Source organism: Agromyces sp. NPDC056965 (assembly GCF_042673425.1).
In the GTDB taxonomy this organism is placed as follows: domain Bacteria; phylum Actinomycetota; class Actinomycetes; order Actinomycetales; family Microbacteriaceae; genus Agromyces.
Window position 1 is genome coordinate 111,816 of sequence record NZ_JBHURI010000001.1, and the last position, 21,139, is coordinate 132,954.

Consider the following 21,139-nt stretch of genomic DNA (forward strand, 5'->3'; position numbering starts at 1 on the left):
CGTCAGCCGCGCACGGGCGTGAGCGACGGGTCGCCGACGAGTCTCACGAACGCGCTGAGCTGCGCGACGCCGTCGGGCGTGTACGGCAGGGCATCGAGCAGGCCCGGCGAGTAGAGCAGGTACGCCGCCCACTTCGCCCGGGAGATCGCCACGTTCAGTCGGTTCTTCAGGAGGAGGAACTCGACGCCGCGCGGCGCGGCCGCCGCCGAGGACGCGGCGAGCGAGACGATCGCGACCACGGCCTCTTGACCCTGGAACTTGTCGACCGTGCCGACCGGCACCTCGGTGAGCCCGGCCGCGTCGAGCGCGGCCCGCACCTCGGTGAGCTGGGCGTTGTAGGGCGTCACGACGATGAGGTCGCGTTGCGTGAGCGGGCGAGCGGATGCCGCGCCCGGCGCAGTGTCGTTCGGAACCCCGTCTTCGACCCAGTCGCGCTCGAGCAGGGAGTGCGCCAGGTCGACGACGGCGAGCGCCTCTTCGGGCGACGAGGTCGTGTTGCCGAAGTGCTCGATGGGCAGGGCCGTGAGGCCGGGGAGGACGCCCTCGAGCGAGCGACGGGAGGCCACGGGGTGCGAGTGCAGCTCGCCCTCGTAGGAGAGGCGCGACACGGGCTCGGCGACGGCAGGGTGCATGCGCCGGCTCTCGGCGAGGAAGTAGCCGAACTCGACGGGCAGCACGTCGTGGCCGTCGCTGATCCAGCCGAGCGCCGAGGTGTCGATCGGTTCGGGATGGTTGCCCTGGCTCACCTGCGGCAGCTGCTGCGGGTCGCCGAGCAGCAGCAGGTTGCGCGCGCCGACCGCTGAGGCGATGGTCGAGGCGAGCGAGAACTGGCCCGCCTCGTCGATGACGAGCAGGTCGAGCGAGCGGCGCGGCACGCGGTTGTCGTTCGAGAAGTCCCACGCGGTGCCGCCGATGACGTATCCCGAGGTCTCGTGCGCGGCCGTGTACTCGGCGACGCCGTTCTTCGGGATGAAGGTGTACCCGTGGTCGCCGGGCTCCTTCTGGTCTTTCGGGGCCTTCGCGACGAGCTCGGGATCGAGGCCCGCGCGCACGACGGCGTCGAGCACGTTCTCGACCACGGCGTGCGACTGGGCGACGACGCCGATCTTCCACGCGTGGCGCCCGACGAGCTCGGTGATCACATGGGAGGCGAGGTAGGTCTTGCCCGTGCCGGGCGGGCCCTGCACCGCGAGGTACGAGTCGTCGAGGTCGCGGAGGGAGGCCGTGACGGCCGCGACGTAGTCGTGATCGGCGCCGAGGGGCACGAGGCCGGAACCGCTGCGCGTGCGCGGCGGGATGCGTCGCAGCACGTCGACCGAGGGGTTCTCGGGCCAGCGCGGGAAGGCGCGGTCGAGCTGCTGCGCCCACTCGAGGATCGCGCCCTGCTGGCGACCGGCCTGCGGGGGCGTTCCGGGCGCGAGGGCGAACGGCAGTTCGTGCCAGAGGACTCCGGCCACCGCGGTCTCCTCGATGAGCACGCCGTCGTCGAACACCTCGAGCACCCGCACCGAGTGCCACGCCCGCGACCCGGGCCGCAGCGAGTGGCTCGGGAACGGCGCCGGCGGTTCGTAGAGCGCGATCGGTTCACCGCCGACGCTGAACTTCGACCCCGGTGCGATGCGGCCGCGCAGGCGAACGTGCCGCCGGTCGACGCGGTGGTGGTCTTCGCGGTACCAGCGCTGCACCACGCCGGAGGTCGCCGGGTCGACGACGAGCACGTCGCGGTGGTCCTCCCAGGCCTCGAGCGGCTGCTCGACGCGGAAGTAGTGCGACCACCAGAAGCTCTTCGCCTCGCGGTCGTGGTAGTCGATCGCGGCCGCCGCCAGGGCGAGTGCGGTGTGGTCGGCGTCGCGATCGGGGTCGTCGGGCGGCCCGGCGACGGACTGCAGGTGCACGGCGAGGGGCGTGGGTTCGTAGACCTTGCCCGCGGCCTTGGCCGCCTCGACGATGAGCGATTCGGGCACGGGGTCGACGCCGGCGTCGCGCGCGAGCCCGAGCAGCCAGTCGCGCAGGCGCAGCGTCGAGACGCAGTCGTAGCGGTTGTAGTCGGCGAGGTCGTCGAGCACGTACTGGGCGGCCGCGGCTCCGGAGAGGCCGGTGACCGGGTCGGTCTCGCCCGTCGCCGCGAGCTCGCGCGCCCGCACGTACTCGAGGATCGAGTCGCCGCCCGACTTCACGTCGGCCTCGCGCAACTCGGTGCCCATGTAGAGCGGCTCGAGCTTCTTGATCGAGTACGAGCGACTGCCGACGCGCACCGCGCGCTTGACGATCGGGTAGAGGTCGACGAAGACGCCGTCGGCGAGCAGCTGGTCGACGGCTGCCTCGCCGACGCCGTGACGAGCGGCCATCGAGAGCAGGTGCGTGCGTTCGTAGCTCGCGTAGTGGTAGATGTGCATGTGCGGGTGGGCGGCCCGGCGCAGCGCCACGAGTTCGAGGAACTGCACGAGCGCGACCCGCTCCTCGGCGAAGGAGTGCGCCCAGAGCGGCGTGAACTGCTCGGCGTTGTCGACCATGCCGAAGAGGTAGTCGAGGCCCCAGTCGTCGGCCGCGCCCTCGGTGTAGAGCGGGTCGCCCTCGAAGTCGAAGAACAGGTCGCCCGCGTCGGGCTCGGGGATCGCGGCGAGCGACGCGGCGTCCCGCACGACGACGGGCGGCGGCAGCGGCGGGTCGTCGGGGGAGCGGAGGCCCGAAGCATCCGCCGCGAGCTCGGCACTCTCAGCCTCGAGCTGCAGGCGCGCCTGCACCCGCAGGTTCTCGATCGTCGCGTCGAGCACCCCGGGCACGGGCCCGAACGATGCCGCGAGCTCGTCGATCGTCGTGATGCCCGCGTCGTGCAGGGCGGCCCGCTGCGTGACCCGGAGGCCGGCGACGAGCAGCACGTCGCGGTGCGCCTGCACCTCGAGATCGCACGTCGGGCAGCGCCCGTCGAGGGCGTAGCGCGGGTCACTCCACTCGACCGGCCCGTCTTCGAGGAGGCGGTCGGCGACGATCTGCTCGAGCCGCTCCCGGCGCAGCCGGTAGACGGGGGCGATGTCGTCGAGGCGGTGCACGCTCGTGGTGCCGTCGCCGAGCAGCAGTTCGACGGTGTCGGCGCAGGGCACGCCGGTGCGCTCGAGCTGTTCGGCGTAGGCGGCGAGCTGGAGCAGAGCGGTCACCCTGGCCCGGCGGGCGAGCTTGGAGTCTTGGACGAGGTACCGGCCGTCGGGCTGGCGCACGATGAAGTCGGCGAAGCCGATGAAGCCCTCGTCGGCGAACGTCGCCTGGAAGACGACCGGGGCTCCCGCCGCGAACGCCGCCTGCGTGGCCTCGACGGCCGCGGCGACCGCCGCCGGGTCGCGCACATCGGGGCGCTCGATCTCGACGACGCCGTCGCCGAGGGCGGCGCGGTAGTCGTCGAGCACCCGCAGCTCGTGCTGGTCGCCGAGGCGGCCCGAGCGCTCGAGCATCGCGTCTTCGGGGTCGGGCACCTTCTCGATGCGGCCGAGCTTCGCGTCGAGCGCCCGGAGGAAGGCGAACTCGCACTCGGAGGCCTTCTTCAGGTCGCTCGCACTCGTGACGACCGAACCGTCAACCAGGTACATCGGGCTCCTTCGGGTCGTCGTGATCCCACGCTATCCGGGCCCGCCGACATCAACGGGGTGCGAGCGCGCCGGGTCGGAGCCCCAGTAGTCCCTCGACGCTCCGGGTCGTCAGGGCGTCGCGTTCGCCGGCGCCGTCCCACCGCACGAGCGCCTGCGCATTGAGGCCGTCGATCATGCCGAGCAGCTGCCATGCGGCGGCCGCCGCGTCGACGGGGCCGAAGTCGCCGGACGCGACGCCGTCGTCGATGACGCCCACGATGACCGACTGCCACGCGTCCATGCGGTGCCGCACGCTCGCGGCGAGCGACTCGTTGCGCCGGCCGAGCGCCCAGGCCTCGACCCAGACGACGGTCACGTCTTCGCGCGATCCGTCGAGCAGGGTGCCGATGAGGGCTGACAGGCGTTCCGGCGGAGTCCGCCGCTCGGCGACGAGCGCGCCGACCTCCTCGATCTCGACGGCGACGATCGCGTCGAACGTCTCGGCGATGAGGGCGTCCATGCTCGGCTGGTAGTGCGCCACGAGGGCGGGCGTCACGCCGGCGCGGGCGGCGACGGCGCGCAGCGTCACGGCGGCGAGTCCCTCTTCGAGCGCCAGCGCCCTGGCTGCGACCGCGATCTCGGTGCGCCGCTCGGCGGGGGGCTTGCGCGCGGCTCGCGCGCGGGGCGTGCTTGACATGGTGCGCTCAGTCTATGTACCTTCAGGTCAGTTATTGATCATTTGATCAATAACTATCGACGGATGCCGCTCGGCACGGCCGACGCACCGACGCGACGCACGGAGGAACCGATGAGCTGGCGCATGCCGTCCGAGACCGCACCCCACGAGCGCACCTGGATGGCGTTCCCGGTCGAGGTCAACCTCGCCGACGTGACGCCGGAGGGCGTCGAGCGCACCTTCGCCGCCTGGGCGGCGGTCGCGAACGCGATCACCGAGTTCGAGCCCGTCTCGATCCTCGTCGACCCGAGCGAGCTCGATCGTGCCCGAGCCCTGCTCGACCCGGCCGTCGAGATCGTCGAATGCCCGGTCGACGAGTCCTGGATGCGCGACCACGGCCCCACCTTCGTCGTCGACGACGAGCGCCCCGGCGTGCTCGGCGCCGTCGACTGGACCTTCAACGGCTGGGGCGCCCCGGCATGGGCGCACTGGGAGAAGTCGGCCGAGCACGCCCGCTTCGTCGCCGAGCGCGTGGGCGCCGAGCTCGTCTCGAGCGCACTCGTGAACGAGGGCGGCGGCATCCACGTCGACGGCGAGGGCACGGTGCTGCTCACCGAGACCGTGCAGCTCGACCCGCGCCGGAACCCCTATGCCGACCAGCGCCGCGTCGAGGCCGAGATGGCCCGCACGATCGGTGCCTCGAAGGCGATCTGGCTGCCGCGCGGCCTCACCCGCGACTACGACGAGTTCGGCACCAACGGACACGTCGACATCGTCGCGACCCTCACCTCGCCCGGCCAGGTGCTCGTGCACTCGCAGCGCAACCCCGAGCACCCCGACTTCGAGGTCAGCCGCGAGATCGTCGCGCTGCTCGCCGAGGCGACGGATGCCGCGGGGCGCACCCTCGAGGTCACCGAGATCCCCGCGCCGTCGACGATCCGCGACGACGAGGGCTTCGTCGACTACAGCTACGTCAACCACCTGGTCGTGAACGGCGGCATCATCGCCTGCGGCTTCGGCGACGACGAGGCGGATGCCGCGGCGCGCGAGATCCTCGAGGCCGCCTACCCCGGCCGGCGCGCGGTGACGGTCGACGCACGCGAGATCTTCGCCGGCGGCGGCGGCATCCACTGCATCACCCAGCAGCAGCCGGCGGTCGCCCGATGAGCGGCTTCGACGTCGTCGAGGCCTCGATCGCAGGGCTCCGCGCCGCGCTCGAGTCGGGTCGCGTCACGGCCGTCGAACTGCTCGACGCCTACCTCGCGCGCATCGCGGCCTTCGACGGGCCCGAGACGCCGACCGCGCTGAACGCGCTCGTCGTGATGAACCCCGGCGCCCGCGCCGACGCCGAGGCATCCGATGCCCGCCGGGCTCGCGGCGAGACCCTCGGCCCGCTCGACGGCATCCCGTACACGGCGAAGGACAGCTACCTCGCCGCGGGCCTGACCGCGGCGGCCGGCTCGCCCGCGTTCGAGCACCTCGTCGCCCAGCGCGACGCCTTCACGATCGAGCGCCTGCGCGGCGCCGGCGCCGTGCTCATCGGCCTCACGAACATGCCGCCGATGGCGAACGGCGGCATGCAGCGCGGCGTGTACGGCCGCGCCGAGAGCCCGTACAACGCCGAGTACCTCACCGCCGCCTTCGGCTCGGGGTCGTCGAACGGCTCGGGCACGGCGACCGCGGCGTCCTTCGCGGCGTTCGGCCTGGGTGAGGAGACGTGGTCGTCGGGCCGCGCTCCCGCCTCGAACAACGGCCTCTGCGCGTACACGCCCTCGCGCGGCGTCATCTCGGTGCGCGGCAACTGGCCGCTCGTGCCCACGATGGACGTCGTCGTGCCGCACACGCGCACGATGGCCGACCTCTTCGAGGTGCTCGACGTGATCGTCGCCGACGACGCAGAGACGCACGGCGACTTCTGGCGGGTGCAGCCGTGGATCGAGATCCCCGCGGCATCCGCGGTTCGGCCCGTCTCGTATCCCGAGCTGGCGACGGCCCCTGCACCGGATGGCGCGGCCGCGCGCCCCCTCGCGGGCGCCCGCATCGGCGTGCCGCGCATGTACGTGAACGCCGACCCCGAGGCCGGCACCGCCGAGCCCGGCCGAACGCCCGGCATCGGCGGGGCGACCGGGCAGCGCATCGAGACCCGCGCCTCGGTGATCGAGCTCTGGGAGGCGGCCCGCCGCGATCTCGAGGCAGCAGGAGCGGAGATCGTGCTCGTCGACTTCCCGGTGGTGTCGAACTACGAGGGCGACCGCCCTGGCGCACCCACGATCGAGACCCGCGGGCTCGTGAGCCCCGCCTACCTGCACCGCGAGATCGTCGATCTCTCGGCCTGGTCGTGGAACGACTTCCTCGACGCCAACGGCGACCCCGCGCTGAACTCGCTCGCGCAGGTCGACGGCGAGCGCATCTTCCCGCAGCCCGATGGCGCCCTGCCCGACCGGTACGACGGGTTCGACGACGACATCGTCGGGTACCCCGGGTGGGTGCGTGCGCACCCCGGCGCGACGTTCGCCGACATGCCCGAGCTCGAGGCCGGGCTCCGCGGACTCGAGGAGACGCGGCGCGTCGACCTCGAGCAGTGGATGGACGGGGTCGGCCTCGACGCCGTCGCCTTCCCGGCGGTCGCCGACGTCGGACCCGCCGACATGGACGTGAACGAGGCATCCGCCGATCTCGGCTGGCGCAACGGCGTCTGGGTCGCGAACGGCAACATGGTGCCGCGCCACCTCGGCATCCCGACCGTCACGGTGCCGATGGGCGTCATGCGCGACATCCGGATGCCGGTGGGCCTCACCTTCGCCGGACGCGCCTACGACGACTCGGCGCTGCTCGCGCTCGCCGCGGCGTTCGAGGCGCTGCCGACCCCGACCGCGCGCCGCGTGGCGCCGCCGCGCACCCCGTCGCTCTGAGCGGGGCGCGGCGCCCGGTCGCCCGGCGCCGCCCGGGTTAGTCTGACGCCATGGCGGTCAGTCGGAGCCGTACGGCGGTCTACGCGCGTCGGCGCAAGCGTCGCATGGCGCAGCACACGCACGACCTCAGTGACGAGCAGTGGGCCGCGCTCACAGCGGAGTGGCAGGGCTGCGCGTACTGCGGCGCGAGCGACCGCCCGCTGCAGCGCGACTGCGTGCAGCCCATCTCCCGCGGCGGCCGGTACACGCTCGGCAACGTCGTGCCGGCGTGCGGCTCGTGCAACGCGAGCAAGTCCAATGACGAGGTGACCTCGTGGCTCCGGCGGAAGAAGCTCGACGAGCGCGCCTTCCTGCTGCGGCACCACGAGGTCGGCGCAGCGCTGGCGCTGCGGTTCCCGGCAGGGGATGCCGCGGCGGACCGACCCTCGTGAAGGTCGCCGTGCTCAGTGCTCCACGACGGGCTCGCGCATCGGCGTGACACCGCGCCGCAGGGTGACCACGAGGTCGATCGCGACGATCACCATGATGCCCACGAGGCAGAGGCGCACCACGCCGTCGGTGGCGGGCGCCGTGAAGATGGGACCTGCCGCGAGGCACCAGGTCAGCAGCACGAGCCAGGCGGCGTCGCTCACGACGGAGATCAGCCGGGTCGTGCGGGTCGACCGACCGGCCACGAGCTCCGCGAAGACGACGCCGAAGCCCACGGCCCAGAGCACGAGCACCCACGGCGCCCGCCACTGCAGGAACTCGGGGTCGAACGCGAAGGCGTCGAGCAGCGGCTGCGGCAGGCCCGGTGCGAGCTGGGGGAGCCATGGCAGTGCGATCAGCACGGTGGCGCCGAGCATCCAGAAGGCGAGGGCGAGCACGAGCCCCGGTCGGTTGACGCGGTCGCGGTCGAGCACCTGCGGGCGGATCCGTCGCGCGGCGGATGCCCCGGCCGGTGCCGACTCGGCCGCCCACTCCATGGGTGCGGAAGGCCCCGCCGGGGAGTCGGCCTCACCCCGCTTGTGGCGGATCGCGGCCGCGATGATCGTGAACGTGATCAGGAACCCGGGCCACCAGAACGCGCCGAGGCCCCAGGTGAGCCACCAGGCGGGCAGCGGCGCCCACCATGCGCCGGCGACGCCGGCCGACGCCGCCCAGGCGGCGATGGTCGGGTCGAGGTAGGCCGCCGGCAGCGTGATCGCCCACTGCAGGGCGACACCGCCGAGCGCGATCCAGGCGAACCGCGGCGCATCCGCCGGGCGGATGATCGTGAAGCCCGCCGGGCGGTAGCGGTCGGCCACGTCCTGCGGGCGGCCGAAGGCGCCGAGCAGTGCCAGTGCCATCGCCTCGTCGGCCGGGCGGCCGGCGTCTTCGGTGCGGCCCGCGAGCTCCTCGCGGAGCAGTGAGCGCAGTTCGAAGCCGACATCCGCTCGCTGACGTCGGGGGAGTCGACCGACGACGTCGCTCACGTAGCTCTCGATGATGACGTTCGGGTCCATCTCAGCTCTCCTCGTTCAGCAGGCGACCGACGACCGAGGTCAGCGAACCCCATGCCGTGGTCAGATCCCGGTAGCTCGCGGCACCTTCGGGGCTCAGCGTGTAGTAGCGGCGGGGCGGTCCGTCGTCGATGCGCCACTCGGAGGCGAGCAGCCCCTGCCCCTCGAGTCGGCGCAGCAGCGGATACAGCGTGCCCTCCTCGATCGGCATGCCGCGCTCGGCGAGTGCCTGGCGCAGCGAGTAGCCGTACTGCGCGGTGCGCAACTGCGAGAGCACCGCCAGCACGAGCACGCCCTTGCGCAGATCCTGCTCGAGCTTGCCCGACTGTTCGGGGCGACCCTCTACCATGCGCGCCACACTACATAGAGCCGCACAGTATGTCAAGAGGCGTGTCTCGCAGTTCTCGGGCACCGAAACGTCGCAAATGGCGGCTTGCACGCCCGTGCGGTCACCATCTGCGACGTTTCGATGAACTCGCGCTGGTTCGCCGCGGAGCGCGGCCGGCGAACGTCGCCCGGTCGGAGGGGCGCGAGCGGGTCAGCGCACCTCGACCGTGACCTCGTCGAGGCCGGTCGCACCGTCGGGCACGACGCCCTGTCGCTTCGCCGTCTGCACCTCGCCGTCGGCGCCGAGGGCGCGCACCCGAACGGTGTGCGAACCGGTCGAGGCATCCGGCCACTCGTACTTCCACTGCACCCACGTGTCATCGCTGATCGCCGTCGCAAGCTCTGCGGTGCGCCACTCGCCGTCGTCGATCTGCACCTCGACGCCCGCGATGCCGACGTGCTGGTGCCAGGCGACGCCCGCGAGCACGGCCGAGTCGGGGGAGACCGACTGGCCCTGGCGCGGCACGTCGATGCGCGAGGAGATCTTGATCGGACCCCGTTCGCCCCAGCCGCGATCGGTCCAGTACGCGGATGCCGCGTCGAACCGGGTCACCTCGAGGTCGACGACCCACTTCGTCGCCGAGACGTAGCCGTAGAGCCCGGGCACGACCATCCGCACCGGGAAGCCGTGTTCGGTGGGCAACGGCTCGCCGTTCATGCCGACGGCGAGGATCGCGTTGCGGTCGTCCTGCAGCACCTCGAGCGGGGTCGATGCCGTGAATCCGTCGATGCTGCGCGAGAGCACCATGTCGGCATCGGCCGACGGGCCCGCCCGCTCGAGCAGCTCGCGGATCGGGTAGCCGAGCCAGACGGCGTTGCCGATGAGACCGCCGCCGACCTCGTTCGACACGCACGCGAGGGTCGTGATGCTCTCCTCGAGGGGGAGTGCGAGCAGTTCGTCCCAGGTGAGCGTGACCTCGCGATCGACGAGTCCGTGGATGCGCAGGCTCCAGTCGGCGGGGTCGACCGCCGGCACGGCCAGGGCGGTGTCGATGCGGTAGAACTCGGCGTTCGGCGTGACGATCGGGGCGAGGCCGTCGATGCCGAGCTCGGCCCCCGCCGGCACCGTCGCCGTCGTCGCAGCGGTCGGCAGGCGGATGGCATCGCGCACTGCGGTCACCGCGCGGGCGCCCGCCTGCAGGGCGTAGCCGCCGAGTGCGGCGAGCGCACCGAGCGCGACGGCGCCGCCCGCCCAGCCGAGGAAGCGGCGCCGGTCGACGGAGGCAGCGGCCGCGGGCGTCGCCGGGGCCACCGGGGCCGCCGGAGTCGCCGCAGCCGGGGCCGGGGCCGGGGTCGGGGCCGGGTCCGCGGCCGTCGCCGGGGCGAGCTTCTTCAGCAGGAAGGTCAGCGTGATCATCGCCGCGACGGCGGCCACGGCCGAGGGCACGATCGCGAGCATGGAGGCGTTGGCCCGGCTCGCCGCGGCGACCGCGCCGACGACGCCGACGGCCCCGACCACGACCATGCCCCACGGCGGGCGCCGTGCTTCGAGCACTCCCGCCGCGCCGGCCACGGTGAGCAGCACGAGGCCGATGCCCACGAGGAGCGCCGCCTTGTCACCCGTGCCGAAGAGGGCGATCGCGGTGTCCTTCGCCCAGGGCGGCGCGAGATCGATGAGCAGGGAGCCGACCACCACGACGGGACTCGACGCGGGCGCCACGACGGCAGCGACCAATTGGCCGACGCCGAGTCCGAGGGCGACGGATGCCACGCCCGCCGCGGCGGGCAGCACCCATCCCCGGGCGGGGCCGCGCGTCTCGGGCATGGGCACAGCGTACGCCCGGCGGGCTCCGGCGAGCTGAGCGGCATCCGCTCTGCATGTGATCATCCGCCCTGCCGGATGTCGCCGCCTCGTGTCAGAATCGTGAGTCGCGGGCGGGCGCCCGCACCGAGGGGAGCAGCCGAATGACCGCGACCGACCAGACCATCAGCGAGCGCAGCACCGACGAGCGCGGCACCGAGCGTCACATCGCCGACGCGCACGACGTCATCGAGGTGCGTGGGGCGCACGAGAACAACCTGCAGGGCATCTCGCTCGACATCCCGAAGCGACGGCTCAGCGTCTTCACCGGGGTCTCGGGCTCCGGCAAGTCGAGCCTCGTGTTCGGCACGATCGCCGCGGAGTCGCAGCGGCTCATCAACGAGACGTACTCCACGTTCATCCAGTCGTTCATGACGACGCAGCCCCGGCCCGAGGTCGACAGCCTGCGCAACGTCTCCGCCGCGATCATCGTCGACCAGGAGCGCATGGGCGCGAACTCCCGATCGACCGTGGGCACCGCGACCGACGCGTATGCGCTGCTCCGCATCCTCTTCTCCCGGCTCGGCCAGCCCTACGTCGGCCCGAGCTTCCACTTCAGCTTCAACGTTCCGGCGGGCATGTGCCCGCGATGCGAGGGCACGGGAGAGGTCAACGACCTCGACCTCGACGAGCTCTTCGATCGCGACAAGTCGCTCGCCGAGGGCGCCCTCACGATCCCCGGCTACACGGCCGACGGCTGGATGGTGCGCATCTTCACCGAGTCCGGATTCCTCGACCCCGACAAGAAGATCCGCGACTACACCGAGGCCGAGCTGCACGACTTCCTCCACAAGGAGTCGACCAAGGTCAAGGTGCAGGGCATCAACATGACCTACGAGGGCCTCGTGCCGAAGCTCCAGAAGAGCCTCCTCTCCAAAGACCGCGACGCCATGCAGCCGCACATCCGCGCCTTCGTCGATCGCGCGGTGACCTTCACGGCCTGCCCCGAGTGCGGCGGAGCGCGCCTCAACCGAGAGGCCCTCTCGTCGAAGATCAAGGGCATCAACATCGCGGATGCCTCGTCGATGCAGATCTCCGACCTCGCGAGCTGGATCGCCGACATCGACGACCCGAGCGTCGGCCCGCTCATCGCGAACCTGCGGCAGAACGTCGACTCCTTCGTCGAGATCGGCCTCGGCTACCTCAGTCTCGACCGCCCGTCTGGCACCCTCTCGGGCGGAGAGGCCCAGCGCGTCAAGATGATCCGCCACATCGGGTCGGCGCTCACCGACGTCACCTACGTGTTCGACGAGCCGACGGTCGGCCTCCACCCGCACGACATCCAGCGCATGAACCGGTTGCTGCTGCAGCTGCGCGACAAGGGCAACACCGTGCTCGTCGTCGAGCACAAGCCCGAGGTCATCGAGATCGCCGACCACATCGTCGACCTCGGCCCCGGTGCGGGCTCGCGCGGCGGGCAGATCTGCTTCGAAGGCGACCTGCCGGGGCTGCGCGCCTCCGACACGCTCACGGGCCGCCACCTCGACCACCGGGCGAAGCTCCGGGGCGAGGTGCGCACGGCTTCGAGCGCCCTCGAGATCAGGGGCGCCACGCAGCACAACCTCACCGGGGTCGACGTCGACATCCCGCTCGGGGTGCTCACCGTCGTCACGGGCGTCGCGGGCTCGGGCAAGTCCTCGCTCATCCACGGCAACGTGCCGAAGCACGACCAGGTCGTCGTCGTCGACCAGTCGCCGATCCGCGGCTCGATCCGTTCGAACCCGGCCACGTACACGGGGCTCCTCGACACGATCCGCAAGGCGTTCGCGAAGGAGAACGGCGTGAAGCCGGCGCTGTTCAGCGCGAACTCCGCGGGTGCCTGCCCCAACTGCAAGGGCATCGGCCTCGTCTTCGTCGAGCTCGGGCCGATGTCGACGGTCTCGAGCGTGTGCGAGGAGTGCGGCGGCAAGCGGTTCACGGCAGAGGTGCTCGAGTACCGCCTCAACGGGCTGAACATTGCCGAGGTGCTCGCCCTCTCGGTCGACGCGGCGCTCGAGTACCTCACCGAGAAGCCGGCCAGGGCGATCCTGCAGCGCCTCTCCGACGTGGGACTCGGCTACCTCGGCCTCGGCCAGGCGCTCAACACGCTCTCGGGCGGCGAGCGCCAGCGCCTGAAGCTCGCGATCAGCATGGCGAAGACGGGTTCGGTCTACGTGCTCGACGAGCCGACCACCGGCCTGCACCTCGCCGACGTCGACCGGCTGCTGGCGCTCCTCGACCGGCTCGTCGACGACGGCAACTCGGTCATCGTGATCGAGCACCACCAGGCCGTCATGGCGCACGCCGACTGGATCATCGACCTCGGCCCCGGCGCCGGGCGCGACGGCGGTCGCATCGTGTTCGAGGGCACGCCCCGCGCCCTCGTCGACGCCGCGGCCACCGGCGAGGCGACGCTCACGGGCACGCACCTCCGCGAGTACGTCGGCGCCTGAGCGCGGGCGTCCGCTCGCGGATTCACAGCGCAGAATCAGGTCGATCTGCTCTTCGAGCGGGCCTGCCGCCGACAGGCGTAGCGTCGATGGCATGAGCAGAACCTATGTCATCACCGGAGCAGGATCAGGCATCGGATCGGCCGCCGCGGCGCTCCTCGCGGAGCGCGGCGACCGCGTCATCGGCGTCGACCTGAAGGGCGCCGACATCACGGCCGACCTCTCGAAGCCCGAGGGGCGAGCGGATGCCGCGGCGGCCGTGATCGAGGCATCCGGCGGTCGCGTCGACGCCGTCATCGCGGCGGCCGGCATCTCGGCGCCGATCCCGCTCACCGTGGCCGTCAACTACTTCGGCGTGACCGAGTTCCTCGACGCCCTCGCACCGACGCTCGCGAAGGCCGATGCCCCGCGCATCGCCGTCGTCAGCTCGATGGCGAGCCTGCAGCCGAACTCACCCGAACTCGTCGAGGCGCTCCTCGCGGGCGACGAGGCGAAGGCGCTCGAGGTCGGCGGGGCGCTCGCCGATCAGGGGCCCGAGGCCGGCTACCTCAACTACCCGTCGTCGAAGCGCGCGCTCAGCCGCTGGGTGCGCCGCGAGTCGATCGCACCCCGCTACGCCGGGGCCGGCATCCCGGTGAACGCCGTCGCGCCCGGAACCGTCGTCACGCCGATGACCGCGCCGCTCCTCGCGACCGAGCAGGGGCGTGCGATGGTCGACGCGGCCGTGCCGATGCCGCTGAACGGCCACTCCGACGCGGTCGTGATCGCCAAGCTGCTGGCCTGGCTCACGAGCGAGGAGAACACGCACGTGACCGGCCAGACGATCTACATCGACGGCGGCGCCGACGCGACGCTCCGCGGCGACGACATCTGGAGCTGGGCCGACCCGAGCTGAGCGGGTCTTCGGCACCGCACGGGGTGACCCGCCTGGGCCCGACGACCCCGAGCTTCGCGTCACTCGTGCAGCGAGCGAGCGAAGACCGGGGTCGTCGGGCCGTCGGCCGGGATCACGGACTGACGTACGTCTGCCGCTGGATCGTCGGCTGCGGCGGCACCGCAGGAATCCAATCCGGTTCCTCGTCGGGGAACTCGTCGTCGGACGCCGCATGCACCGCTGAATCGGCCACCTCGGCCGTATCGGGCAGCGGAAGCGAGCCCAGGCGATCGACCTGCTCGGTGAGCGCGTCCAGCACCGAGCGCAACTGGATCTGCGCGACCTGCGCGTAGGTGCGCACGTACTCGATCTCGGGCATCGACGGGAGCGGGATGCTCGCCGTCGTCGTCGCCGGCTCGGACGGCGCGGCGGCTGCTGCTGCTGCGGTGCGCTCCTGCGTCTCGCGATACTGCGTGCGTGCGGTGAGCACGAGATCCCGGGCGTACTCCTCGGCGTCGGCGACCGCCTTGTCGGCGATCACCTGGGCCTGCGAGAGCAGACCGACGGCACCCAGCGTGACCTCGCGCTCGAGTTCGGCGGAGTCGGAGGTGTTGAGCCTCGTGTTCTCGGCCCGGAGTTCGGCGAGTTCGCGGCGGTCCTCTGCGAGTGCCGCCCGGACCTCGCCGATCGTACGTGCGAGATCCGCCAGGTACGCGTCCACTTCGGAGCGGTCGTATCCGCCGATCGGGCGTGAGGCGAACTTCACTGCGGTCGACTCGGGCAGGCGCGAGACGGCGGCGACGAGGCCGCCTTCGGGTGCCGGCGGTTCCGGGATCCGGAGTTCGTCTTCCTCGTCCCTAGTTGTCATCGGGCACTTCCCATCGGTTCTTCCACGAGCGGCGACGGCTGCGGATCACGCAGTCCGTCCTCATCGAGCGTGGCGAACAGTTCGAAACGGATGTCGGGCGACGGCACACCGAGCTCCCGCAGCCGGGAGGCGGTGTGGCGCACCATGGACGGCGACCCGCAGATCATCGCGAGGGCGCCGGGGATGACGCCGGCCTCGACGACCGCGTCGCTCACGAGGCCCGTGCGACCGGGGTAGCTCGGGTCGTCGGACACGACGGGCGTATAGCTGAACCACGGCCGACCGGTCAGGCTCTGCATCAGGCGGTTCTCGTACAGGTTCCACGGAACTCGAGCGCCGTGGAACAGGTGCACGCGCGGAGCGTCTCCGGTCGCCTGCCACTGCAGGTCGATGCGTTCCAGATGCGCACGGAGCGGGGCCAGGCCGGTTCCGCCGGCGATCATGACGAGGTCGCGAGCGCGGTCGGCGTCGTCGAGTGTCAGCTCCTGCCCGACCGCTGAGCCCAGCCGCAGTACGTCACCCGCCTTCAGCCGCCGCACCACGGCGCCCGAGACCGGCCCGCCCGGCACCAGCTGCACGTGGAACTCGATCGTGCCGTCCTGCCGTGGCGCGTTGGCCGGGCTGTAGTACCGCCACAGCCGCGGCGCGTAGGGCGTCTCGACCGCGAACGACTGCCCCGGCTCGAACGCGAGGTCGGGTTCGGGGCGCACGTGCACGATCGCGACGTCCATGCTGCGGCGCTCGACGCCGATGACGTGTCCGGCCCACGACGCCGGACTGCTCAGCTCCGACTCCTCGGCGGCCTGGACCATCGCGGTCGCGATGACGCCGTACGCGGCCGCCCAGTCCGCGGCGAGCTCAGGGGTCCAGAGCTCGCCGAGGAAGTGCTTCAACGTGGTGAGGAGTGAGAGCCCGACCGCGTCGTAGTGCTCGGCGATGACCTCGAACCGCCGGTGATCGCGGCCGAGCTGCTGGATGAACGCGGTCACCTCGTCGAGCTGGTCGACGTTGGAGACGATGCGCCCGAGCGCGCCGACGAGCCGGTCGCGCTGGGTGGCCATCGCGACCGGGAACATCGCCCGGACCTCGGGGTGCGTGTAGAAGAGGTGCGAGTAGAAGAAGAGCGGCACCTCGTCGCCGAGCGTCTCGGCCAGCGACCAGGTGTGCTTCAGCGCAGCGGTGTCCACGCCGTCAGTCTTGCGTCGCGCTGACCTCGACGATGTCGGGTTGGGTCGCGGCGACGGCGGTCACGGTGCGGTCGACGATCTCGGCAGGAACGCCGGCCTCGGTCAGCGCGGCGATCAGGTGCTCGGCGACGGCGCCGAACTCCTCCGCCGTGATGCCCATGTTCGCGTGGGCCGCACGCAGGTCGCGTCCTTCGTAGGCGACCGGCCCGCCCATGACCTGGGAGACGAGCGCGACCTGGTGTCGCTTGAGTCGGACCATCTCGATGCCCTCGAAGTGCTTCAGCAGTCGGTCGTCGCCGAGCACCAGCTCGTAGAACCGGTTGACGACGGCGGTGACGGCGGGTGCACCTCCGACGGCTGCGTAGTCGCTCTGGGCTTCGGGCTGGGTCTGCAGATCGAGGGAGTTCATTCGGGTGTCCGTTCGTTAGGGGGGTGTGAGGACCTCCCTTTCCTAGCAGAACGCACACCCTCAGATCAAAGGTTTGTTGCATGTCGCGTCGGTTCGGAGTGGGCGTTCAGCTCCGTCTGGCACCCTCCGTTCCGCGGTTCCTGGTCACCGCGGATAGGCTGGCGGGGTGGATCTCGGTCTGACCTTCGCCCTCGCATGGGCCGTGCTCGCGCTCGTCGCGGGCGCCGTGCTCATCGTCAAGCGACGCTGGCTCTCCGAGACGATCACGGCGGAGCGTCAGTCGACCGTGGCGCGCGCGGGAGCCCGTGGCCCGAGCTCCAACGTCTTCCTGATCGTGGGCCTGGCCTTCCTCGCGATGGGCCTGTTCATCATCGTCTGGTGGGCCTCGGCCGCCCTCTGATCCGCGCCGACCGCGACCTCGCTACGGGGCCGCCGGCGCGTGAGCGCGCACGAACGCGGCGACCGGTGCGGCGAGCCCCGCCCCGATCTCGGCTGCAGGCCGCTTGGCGCCCTTCACCTCGAACGAGTGGTTGGCGCCGTCGAGCCACTCGAGCACCGCGTTCGGCCCGACCCGGCTGACGACGTCGTCGAGTTGCCCGTTCGGCGTCGCGAACGGATCGTTGCGCCCCTGCAGGAAGAGCATGGGCACGGTGATGCCGGGCAGGTGCTCGTCGCGCGGCTTCTCGGGCTTGCCCGGCGCGTGCAGCGGGTAGCCGAGGAAGACGAGGCCGGCCGCCGGCATGCCCTCGGCGACGGCCATCGACGCCATGCGACCGCCGAACGACTTGCCGGAGGCCCAGATCGGCTCGTCGGGCCGACCCGCGTCGGCGGCTCGTGCTGCCGCGGCATCCATGACCGCTCGCCAGGTCGTGATCGCGACCGGCGGCCGATCGGGGAACTTCCGCCCGGCCTCGCGGTACGGGAAGTTGAAGCGCAGGGTCGCGATGCCGTCGTCGTCCAGCGCGCGCGTGAAGCCCGTCATGAACGGATGCTCCATGCCGGCGCCCGCGCCATGGGCGACGACGATCGTGGTCGTCGCGGCCGGCGGGCGGGCGTACACGGCGGAGACGGGCACGCCGTCGACATCGATGGTGATGAGCTGCTCTTCGGCGGTCATGGACGACTACAGGTTGAACAGTTCGAAGACGCCGCCGATGGCGTTGCCCGCGCCGTCGGCGAGATCGCCGACGGCCGAGGTGAGCTCGACGACGCTGCCGGCCGCGTCGATCGCCAGGGCGATGTCGGCGGTGACGTCGACGAGGTCGCCGAGGGTGTCGAGGTTCGTCGTGGCTAGCTCGGTGTGCTCGAGCTTCAGCTTCGCGATCCACTCGCGTTCGAGTCCGAAGATCACGGCATAGGGCAGCAGCCGCTCGTGCAGGTGGAAGCGGGTGAGCGGGTCGGACTGCTCCGGCGATACGGGGTGGCCGGGGGCCGCGGCATCCGTCGTCCGCAGCTCCGCGCCGCTCGGCGACTGCAGCACCCGCAGGCGGTCGGCCTCGGCGAGCTCGATGTACTGCTCGAGCCCTGCGAGGTGCTCGCGGCGGGCGTCGGCGGCGGGCAGGAACTTGCGCCACGACGACGGCGTCACGAAGATCGTCGCGATCGTCGCGGCGATCGCGACGAGCGTCGCGATGAGGGCGCCCCACTCGCCGCTCACGATCGTGAAGACGAGGAACAGCGCCTCGACGAGCATGCCGAGGTACGCGAAGACGGTCAGGGTGACGCCGGGCCACGTCACGCGGCGTTCGGCCACCAGGCCGTCGCGTGCGAGTGCGTGCTCGGTGTTCAGCAGCAGGCTCTTCAACCGCCCGGCGAGTGCCCGGCGATCGGCCGAGAAGCGGCGCACGCGCGTGCTCGTGTGCTCGGGGCCGAAGAGCGCCTCGAGCAGGGCCGTCTCCTCTGCGGTGAGCACGGCGCCCGAGACGAGCTCGACGCCGATGGGCTCGCGCTTGCCCGTGCCGGCGATCAGGCGGACCTTGCGCTTCACCGCGAGGTCGACGAGGGCAGCGGATGCCGCGCGCCGATCGGCATCGACGAGCAGTGCGTCGCGCAGCACCGTCGAATCGCGTTCGGGGGCGTACTGCACCACTCGCGGCTTCAGGCGCTGGGCGGCCACCGCGCGCGCGACCAGGCCGAGCCCCAGGAGGAGGAACGCGGGCAGGATCGCGAAGACGAGAACGGCGGTCAGCACGCGCTCAGTCTAGGGATTCGGGGAGGCGGGAAGCGGGAAGTGCGGAACGCGTGGCCGCCCGACGACGCGCACGCGGGGGTCGCGCGACGCGCGTGCGCGGTGCCGCGGATGTCGGTGGCCCGGCGTACCGTGACAGCCATGACGAAGCAGATGCAGCACTCAGCACCCCACCTGGTGATCGATGAGCCGTGTCCCCGCTGCGATTCCCTCGCGGTGCGCGCGATCGTCTATGGTCCCCTCGACTTCGAGGTCGAGGCCGGTGACGCGTCCGGCGCGCTCGCCCTCGACGATGCGCCGATCTTCGACTGCCGCGAGTGCGGGTTCCAGTGGGGTGCGGCGGTGCGCGACCTGCTGAGCTGACCCCTCGCCCTACGGAATTCAGTTCTGCATGTGCACCTGCTGGCCCTTGACCAGCGGGTATGCGGCAAGCGTGTTCCCGTCGAGGTCTTCCTTGTGCATGTCGACCCCGGTCACCTGGCTGTTCTCGTAGGTCGTGTAGTAGTAGACGCCCGTGTCGGTGTTGCAGCACGACGAGTAGATCGTGATCTCGAACTTTCCCGGGGAGACCTCGACGCATCCCCTCTGCTGCGCAACCGACCCCAGGATCTGGAGGAACTGGCTGATCGACTCCGATTCGGAGTCACCGGCGACCGAGTTCATCTTGGTGAACGCGACCTTGACGAAGCGTGATGCCGAGGACAGGTCTCCGGGAAGTCCGATCGCGCCCATTCCCCGGCTGTAGACGTCGAACTGCAGCTCGTCGGAGAAGTTCTTCTCCGGCGGGTGCTTCGACAGGTGCATGAAGTTGTTCAGGTTGAAGGACTGGATGTCGAAGGTCGGGTTGTTGGTGAGCACCCCGACCTGGTTGTCGTAGACCTTCAACCCGTCCTTCACGCACTCCACCGTGATCGAGGTCGTCCGGTCGGAGATGATCCAGTGCAGCGGAGAGAGCGGGAATGCCTCGCTGAAATCGATCTTCACGAGGTTCAGTGTCTCGAGGGCCGTCTTCACCTCGTCCACGGTCCCGAACTGCCCGAGGATCCACGGGATGAATTCGAACGGGGTGATGTTCGTCAGGCCATCCGCTTCGGGCTTGTAGTCGGCGTTCTCCGGGAAGTTGAGCCCAGCCATGCTGAGGCCCTTCTCGTTCGTCGCGTCGTAGTAGAGCGGATAGCCGTCTTCGATGGTCGCCATGCCGATGATCGCGTGATGCGTCGCGAGCGTCGGCGCCTTGCGGAACTCGAACACGAAGTTCCGGGGTGTGACGGTGACGGTCTCGTTGTAGGAGAACTCGAGGTCGAGATTGCGACCGAAGTAGTGATCCCTCGTGGCGTAGCTCAGTCCTGTGCACATGGAAGCCCCCCAGCTTCTCGATGGTCAATGGCCGCCACCTTAGCCCGACGAGTGACGTGCGGCCACCCCTTGCGCCGCCCTCTTCGGACGTGCCCCGCGGGGGATAGCCTCGACGGATGACCTCAGCGGCATCCGTCCTCGACCGATTCGTGACCGCGGTCGACGACGAAGGGCTGTGCGCCTACGGCGTGCACGTGCTCGTCGGCGACGATGCGGCACAGCACCGCTGGCGGAGCGACGATCGGGTGAACCTCTACTCCGTCTCGAAGGGAGTGAGCGCCCTGGCGGCAGGCATCGCGATCGATGCCGGGCTGCTCTCGGCCGACTCCCGAGCAGGGGAGTTGCTGCCCGACCTGCGGCTCGGGGATGGCGTCGATGCAGTGACGCTCCGCCACCTGCTCACGATGACCAGCGGCATCGACTTCGAGTGGTTCGGCGACCAGGAGGTGCCCGGGCCCGATCTCGCTCAAGAGATGCTGCGCCGCCCCACACGTGGGCCCGGCGAGGTCTACCAGTACTCGGACGCGAGCACCTACGTCGCGATGCGCATGCTCGGCGCGATCGTCGGCGACGTTCGCGATTGGCTCCTGCCGCGGCTGTTCGAGCCGCTCGGCATCCACAATCCGCAGTGGCATCGGTGCCCGCTGGGCTGGATCGTCGGCGGCGCGGGTCTCGAGCTGCGCACCGAGGAACTGGCTCGCATCGGCCGCGTCCTGCGCGACCGGGGAGTGTGGCACGGACGTCGGATCGTCGGTGCCGAGTGGATCGATGCGATGCACACCGAATGGGTGTCCACCGGGTGGGACGGAGACTCATCGCTCTACGGCATCGCCGCCTGGTCGGGGCCGGGCGACGGGTGGCGACTGGATGGACGCTACGGTCAGTACGTCTACGTCGACCGAGAACGCGATGCGGTCATCACGATCACCGCGCACGAGGAGACTCGCGACCATCGCCTGGTCCAGATCGCGTCGATGGCACTCGCCGTCTGAGCCCCTGCCCGGCTTCCGG

19 protein-coding genes are annotated in these 21,139 nt (G+C 71.1%); 8 read left to right on the plus strand and 11 right to left on the minus strand.

Translation table 11 applies throughout. The features are described from left to right. Positions 1-2: 2 nt before the first annotated feature. On the minus strand, positions 3-3,581 hold the full coding sequence (locus tag ACFTQE_RS00520) for a TM0106 family RecB-like putative nuclease (protein WP_376923225.1): 3,579 nt from the start codon (positions 3,579-3,581) through the stop codon (positions 3-5). A 49-nt stretch (positions 3,582-3,630) separates the two neighbouring features. After that, the gene (locus ACFTQE_RS00525) at positions 3,631-4,257 is read right to left on the minus strand and encodes a TetR/AcrR family transcriptional regulator (protein ID WP_376923226.1); all 627 of its coding nucleotides are present in this window, start codon (positions 4,255-4,257) and stop codon (positions 3,631-3,633) included. A gap of 111 nt (positions 4,258-4,368) precedes the next feature. Between ACFTQE_RS00525 and ACFTQE_RS00530 the strand changes: the two genes are divergently transcribed. Genes ACFTQE_RS00530 through ACFTQE_RS00540 form a run of 3 tightly spaced genes read left to right on the plus strand, consistent with a single transcriptional unit; the run spans position 4,369 to position 7,579 of the window. Beyond that, a complete protein-coding gene (locus ACFTQE_RS00530; RefSeq protein ID WP_376923227.1) occupies positions 4,369-5,403 on the plus strand; it encodes an agmatine/peptidylarginine deiminase in 1,035 nt (344 codons plus the stop codon). Next, complete coding sequence (locus tag ACFTQE_RS00535; RefSeq protein ID WP_376923228.1) at positions 5,400-7,148, plus strand: amidase; 1,749 nt, start codon at positions 5,400-5,402, stop codon at positions 7,146-7,148. Before ACFTQE_RS00530 ends, ACFTQE_RS00535 begins: the two co-directional genes overlap by 4 nt. Positions 7,149-7,198: 50 nt before the next feature. Then, positions 7,199-7,579, plus strand: coding sequence for an HNH endonuclease (locus tag ACFTQE_RS00540; protein WP_376923229.1), 381 nt, complete (start codon positions 7,199-7,201; stop codon positions 7,577-7,579). Between the two features lie 12 nt (positions 7,580-7,591). Here ACFTQE_RS00540 and ACFTQE_RS00545 read toward each other — a convergent pair whose 3' ends face one another. The 3 genes from ACFTQE_RS00545 to ACFTQE_RS00555 all read right to left on the minus strand — a co-directional run bounded on the left by ACFTQE_RS00545 (position 7,592) and on the right by ACFTQE_RS00555 (position 10,781). After that, positions 7,592-8,632: a hypothetical protein gene (locus ACFTQE_RS00545; RefSeq protein WP_376923230.1), complete on the minus strand. Its 1,041-nt coding sequence runs from the start codon at positions 8,630-8,632 to the stop codon at positions 7,592-7,594. A gap of 1 nt (position 8,633) precedes the next feature. After that, positions 8,634-8,978, minus strand: a complete 345-nt coding sequence (locus ACFTQE_RS00550) for a PadR family transcriptional regulator (RefSeq protein WP_376923231.1) — start codon at positions 8,976-8,978, stop codon at positions 8,634-8,636. 189 nt (positions 8,979-9,167) lie between these two features. Further along, positions 9,168-10,781, minus strand: coding sequence for a molybdopterin-dependent oxidoreductase (locus ACFTQE_RS00555; RefSeq protein ID WP_376923232.1), 1,614 nt, complete (start codon positions 10,779-10,781; stop codon positions 9,168-9,170). 140 nt (positions 10,782-10,921) lie between these two features. On the opposite strand from ACFTQE_RS00555, the gene ACFTQE_RS00560 reads away from it, so the two are divergent. Then, positions 10,922-13,249: an ATP-binding cassette domain-containing protein gene (locus tag ACFTQE_RS00560; protein ID WP_376923233.1), complete on the plus strand. Its 2,328-nt coding sequence runs from the start codon at positions 10,922-10,924 to the stop codon at positions 13,247-13,249. A gap of 91 nt (positions 13,250-13,340) precedes the next feature. Further along, positions 13,341-14,141, plus strand: coding sequence for an SDR family oxidoreductase (locus tag ACFTQE_RS00565; RefSeq protein ID WP_376923234.1), 801 nt, complete (start codon positions 13,341-13,343; stop codon positions 14,139-14,141). Between the two features lie 112 nt (positions 14,142-14,253). On the opposite strand, the gene ACFTQE_RS00570 is transcribed toward ACFTQE_RS00565, so the two are convergent. From ACFTQE_RS00570 to ACFTQE_RS00580, 3 genes are read right to left on the minus strand one after another with little or no spacing between them, the layout of a single operon-like run. After that, positions 14,254-14,988, minus strand: coding sequence for a DivIVA domain-containing protein (locus ACFTQE_RS00570; protein WP_376923235.1), 735 nt, complete (start codon positions 14,986-14,988; stop codon positions 14,254-14,256). Next, positions 14,985-16,175, minus strand: coding sequence for a globin domain-containing protein (locus ACFTQE_RS00575; protein WP_376923236.1), 1,191 nt, complete (start codon positions 16,173-16,175; stop codon positions 14,985-14,987). Before ACFTQE_RS00575 ends, ACFTQE_RS00570 begins: the two co-directional genes overlap by 4 nt. A 4-nt stretch (positions 16,176-16,179) precedes the next feature. Then, positions 16,180-16,584 (minus strand): group 1 truncated hemoglobin, encoded by a 405-nt coding sequence (locus ACFTQE_RS00580; RefSeq protein WP_376923237.1) that lies wholly within the window; start codon positions 16,582-16,584, stop codon positions 16,180-16,182. 166 nt (positions 16,585-16,750) lie between these two features. Between ACFTQE_RS00580 and ACFTQE_RS00585 the strand changes: the two genes are divergently transcribed. Continuing rightward, the gene (locus tag ACFTQE_RS00585) at positions 16,751-16,984 is read left to right on the plus strand and encodes a hypothetical protein (protein WP_376923238.1); all 234 of its coding nucleotides are present in this window, start codon (positions 16,751-16,753) and stop codon (positions 16,982-16,984) included. A 21-nt stretch (positions 16,985-17,005) separates the two neighbouring features. Here the strand turns inward: ACFTQE_RS00585 and ACFTQE_RS00590 are convergent, their stop codons facing one another. Together ACFTQE_RS00590 and ACFTQE_RS00595 are read right to left on the minus strand one after the other, a co-directional pair. Further along, positions 17,006-17,701: an alpha/beta family hydrolase gene (locus ACFTQE_RS00590; protein WP_376923239.1), complete on the minus strand. Its 696-nt coding sequence runs from the start codon at positions 17,699-17,701 to the stop codon at positions 17,006-17,008. A gap of 6 nt (positions 17,702-17,707) precedes the next feature. Beyond that, positions 17,708-18,775, minus strand: a complete 1,068-nt coding sequence (locus tag ACFTQE_RS00595) for a DUF2207 family protein (RefSeq protein ID WP_376923240.1) — start codon at positions 18,773-18,775, stop codon at positions 17,708-17,710. A 138-nt stretch (positions 18,776-18,913) separates the two neighbouring features. On the opposite strand from ACFTQE_RS00595, the gene ACFTQE_RS00600 reads away from it, so the two are divergent. Further along, positions 18,914-19,135, plus strand: a complete 222-nt coding sequence (locus ACFTQE_RS00600; RefSeq protein WP_376923241.1) for a hypothetical protein — start codon at positions 18,914-18,916, stop codon at positions 19,133-19,135. Between the two features lie 18 nt (positions 19,136-19,153). Here ACFTQE_RS00600 and bsh read toward each other — a convergent pair whose 3' ends face one another. Beyond that, a complete protein-coding gene (gene bsh, locus ACFTQE_RS00605; RefSeq protein WP_376923242.1) occupies positions 19,154-20,128 on the minus strand; it encodes a choloylglycine hydrolase in 975 nt (324 codons plus the stop codon). Positions 20,129-20,244: 116 nt separating this feature from the next. Between bsh and ACFTQE_RS00610 the strand changes: the two genes are divergently transcribed. Then, positions 20,245-21,120 (plus strand): serine hydrolase domain-containing protein, encoded by an 876-nt coding sequence (locus ACFTQE_RS00610; protein WP_376923243.1) that lies wholly within the window; start codon positions 20,245-20,247, stop codon positions 21,118-21,120. Positions 21,121-21,139 lie beyond the last annotated feature (19 nt).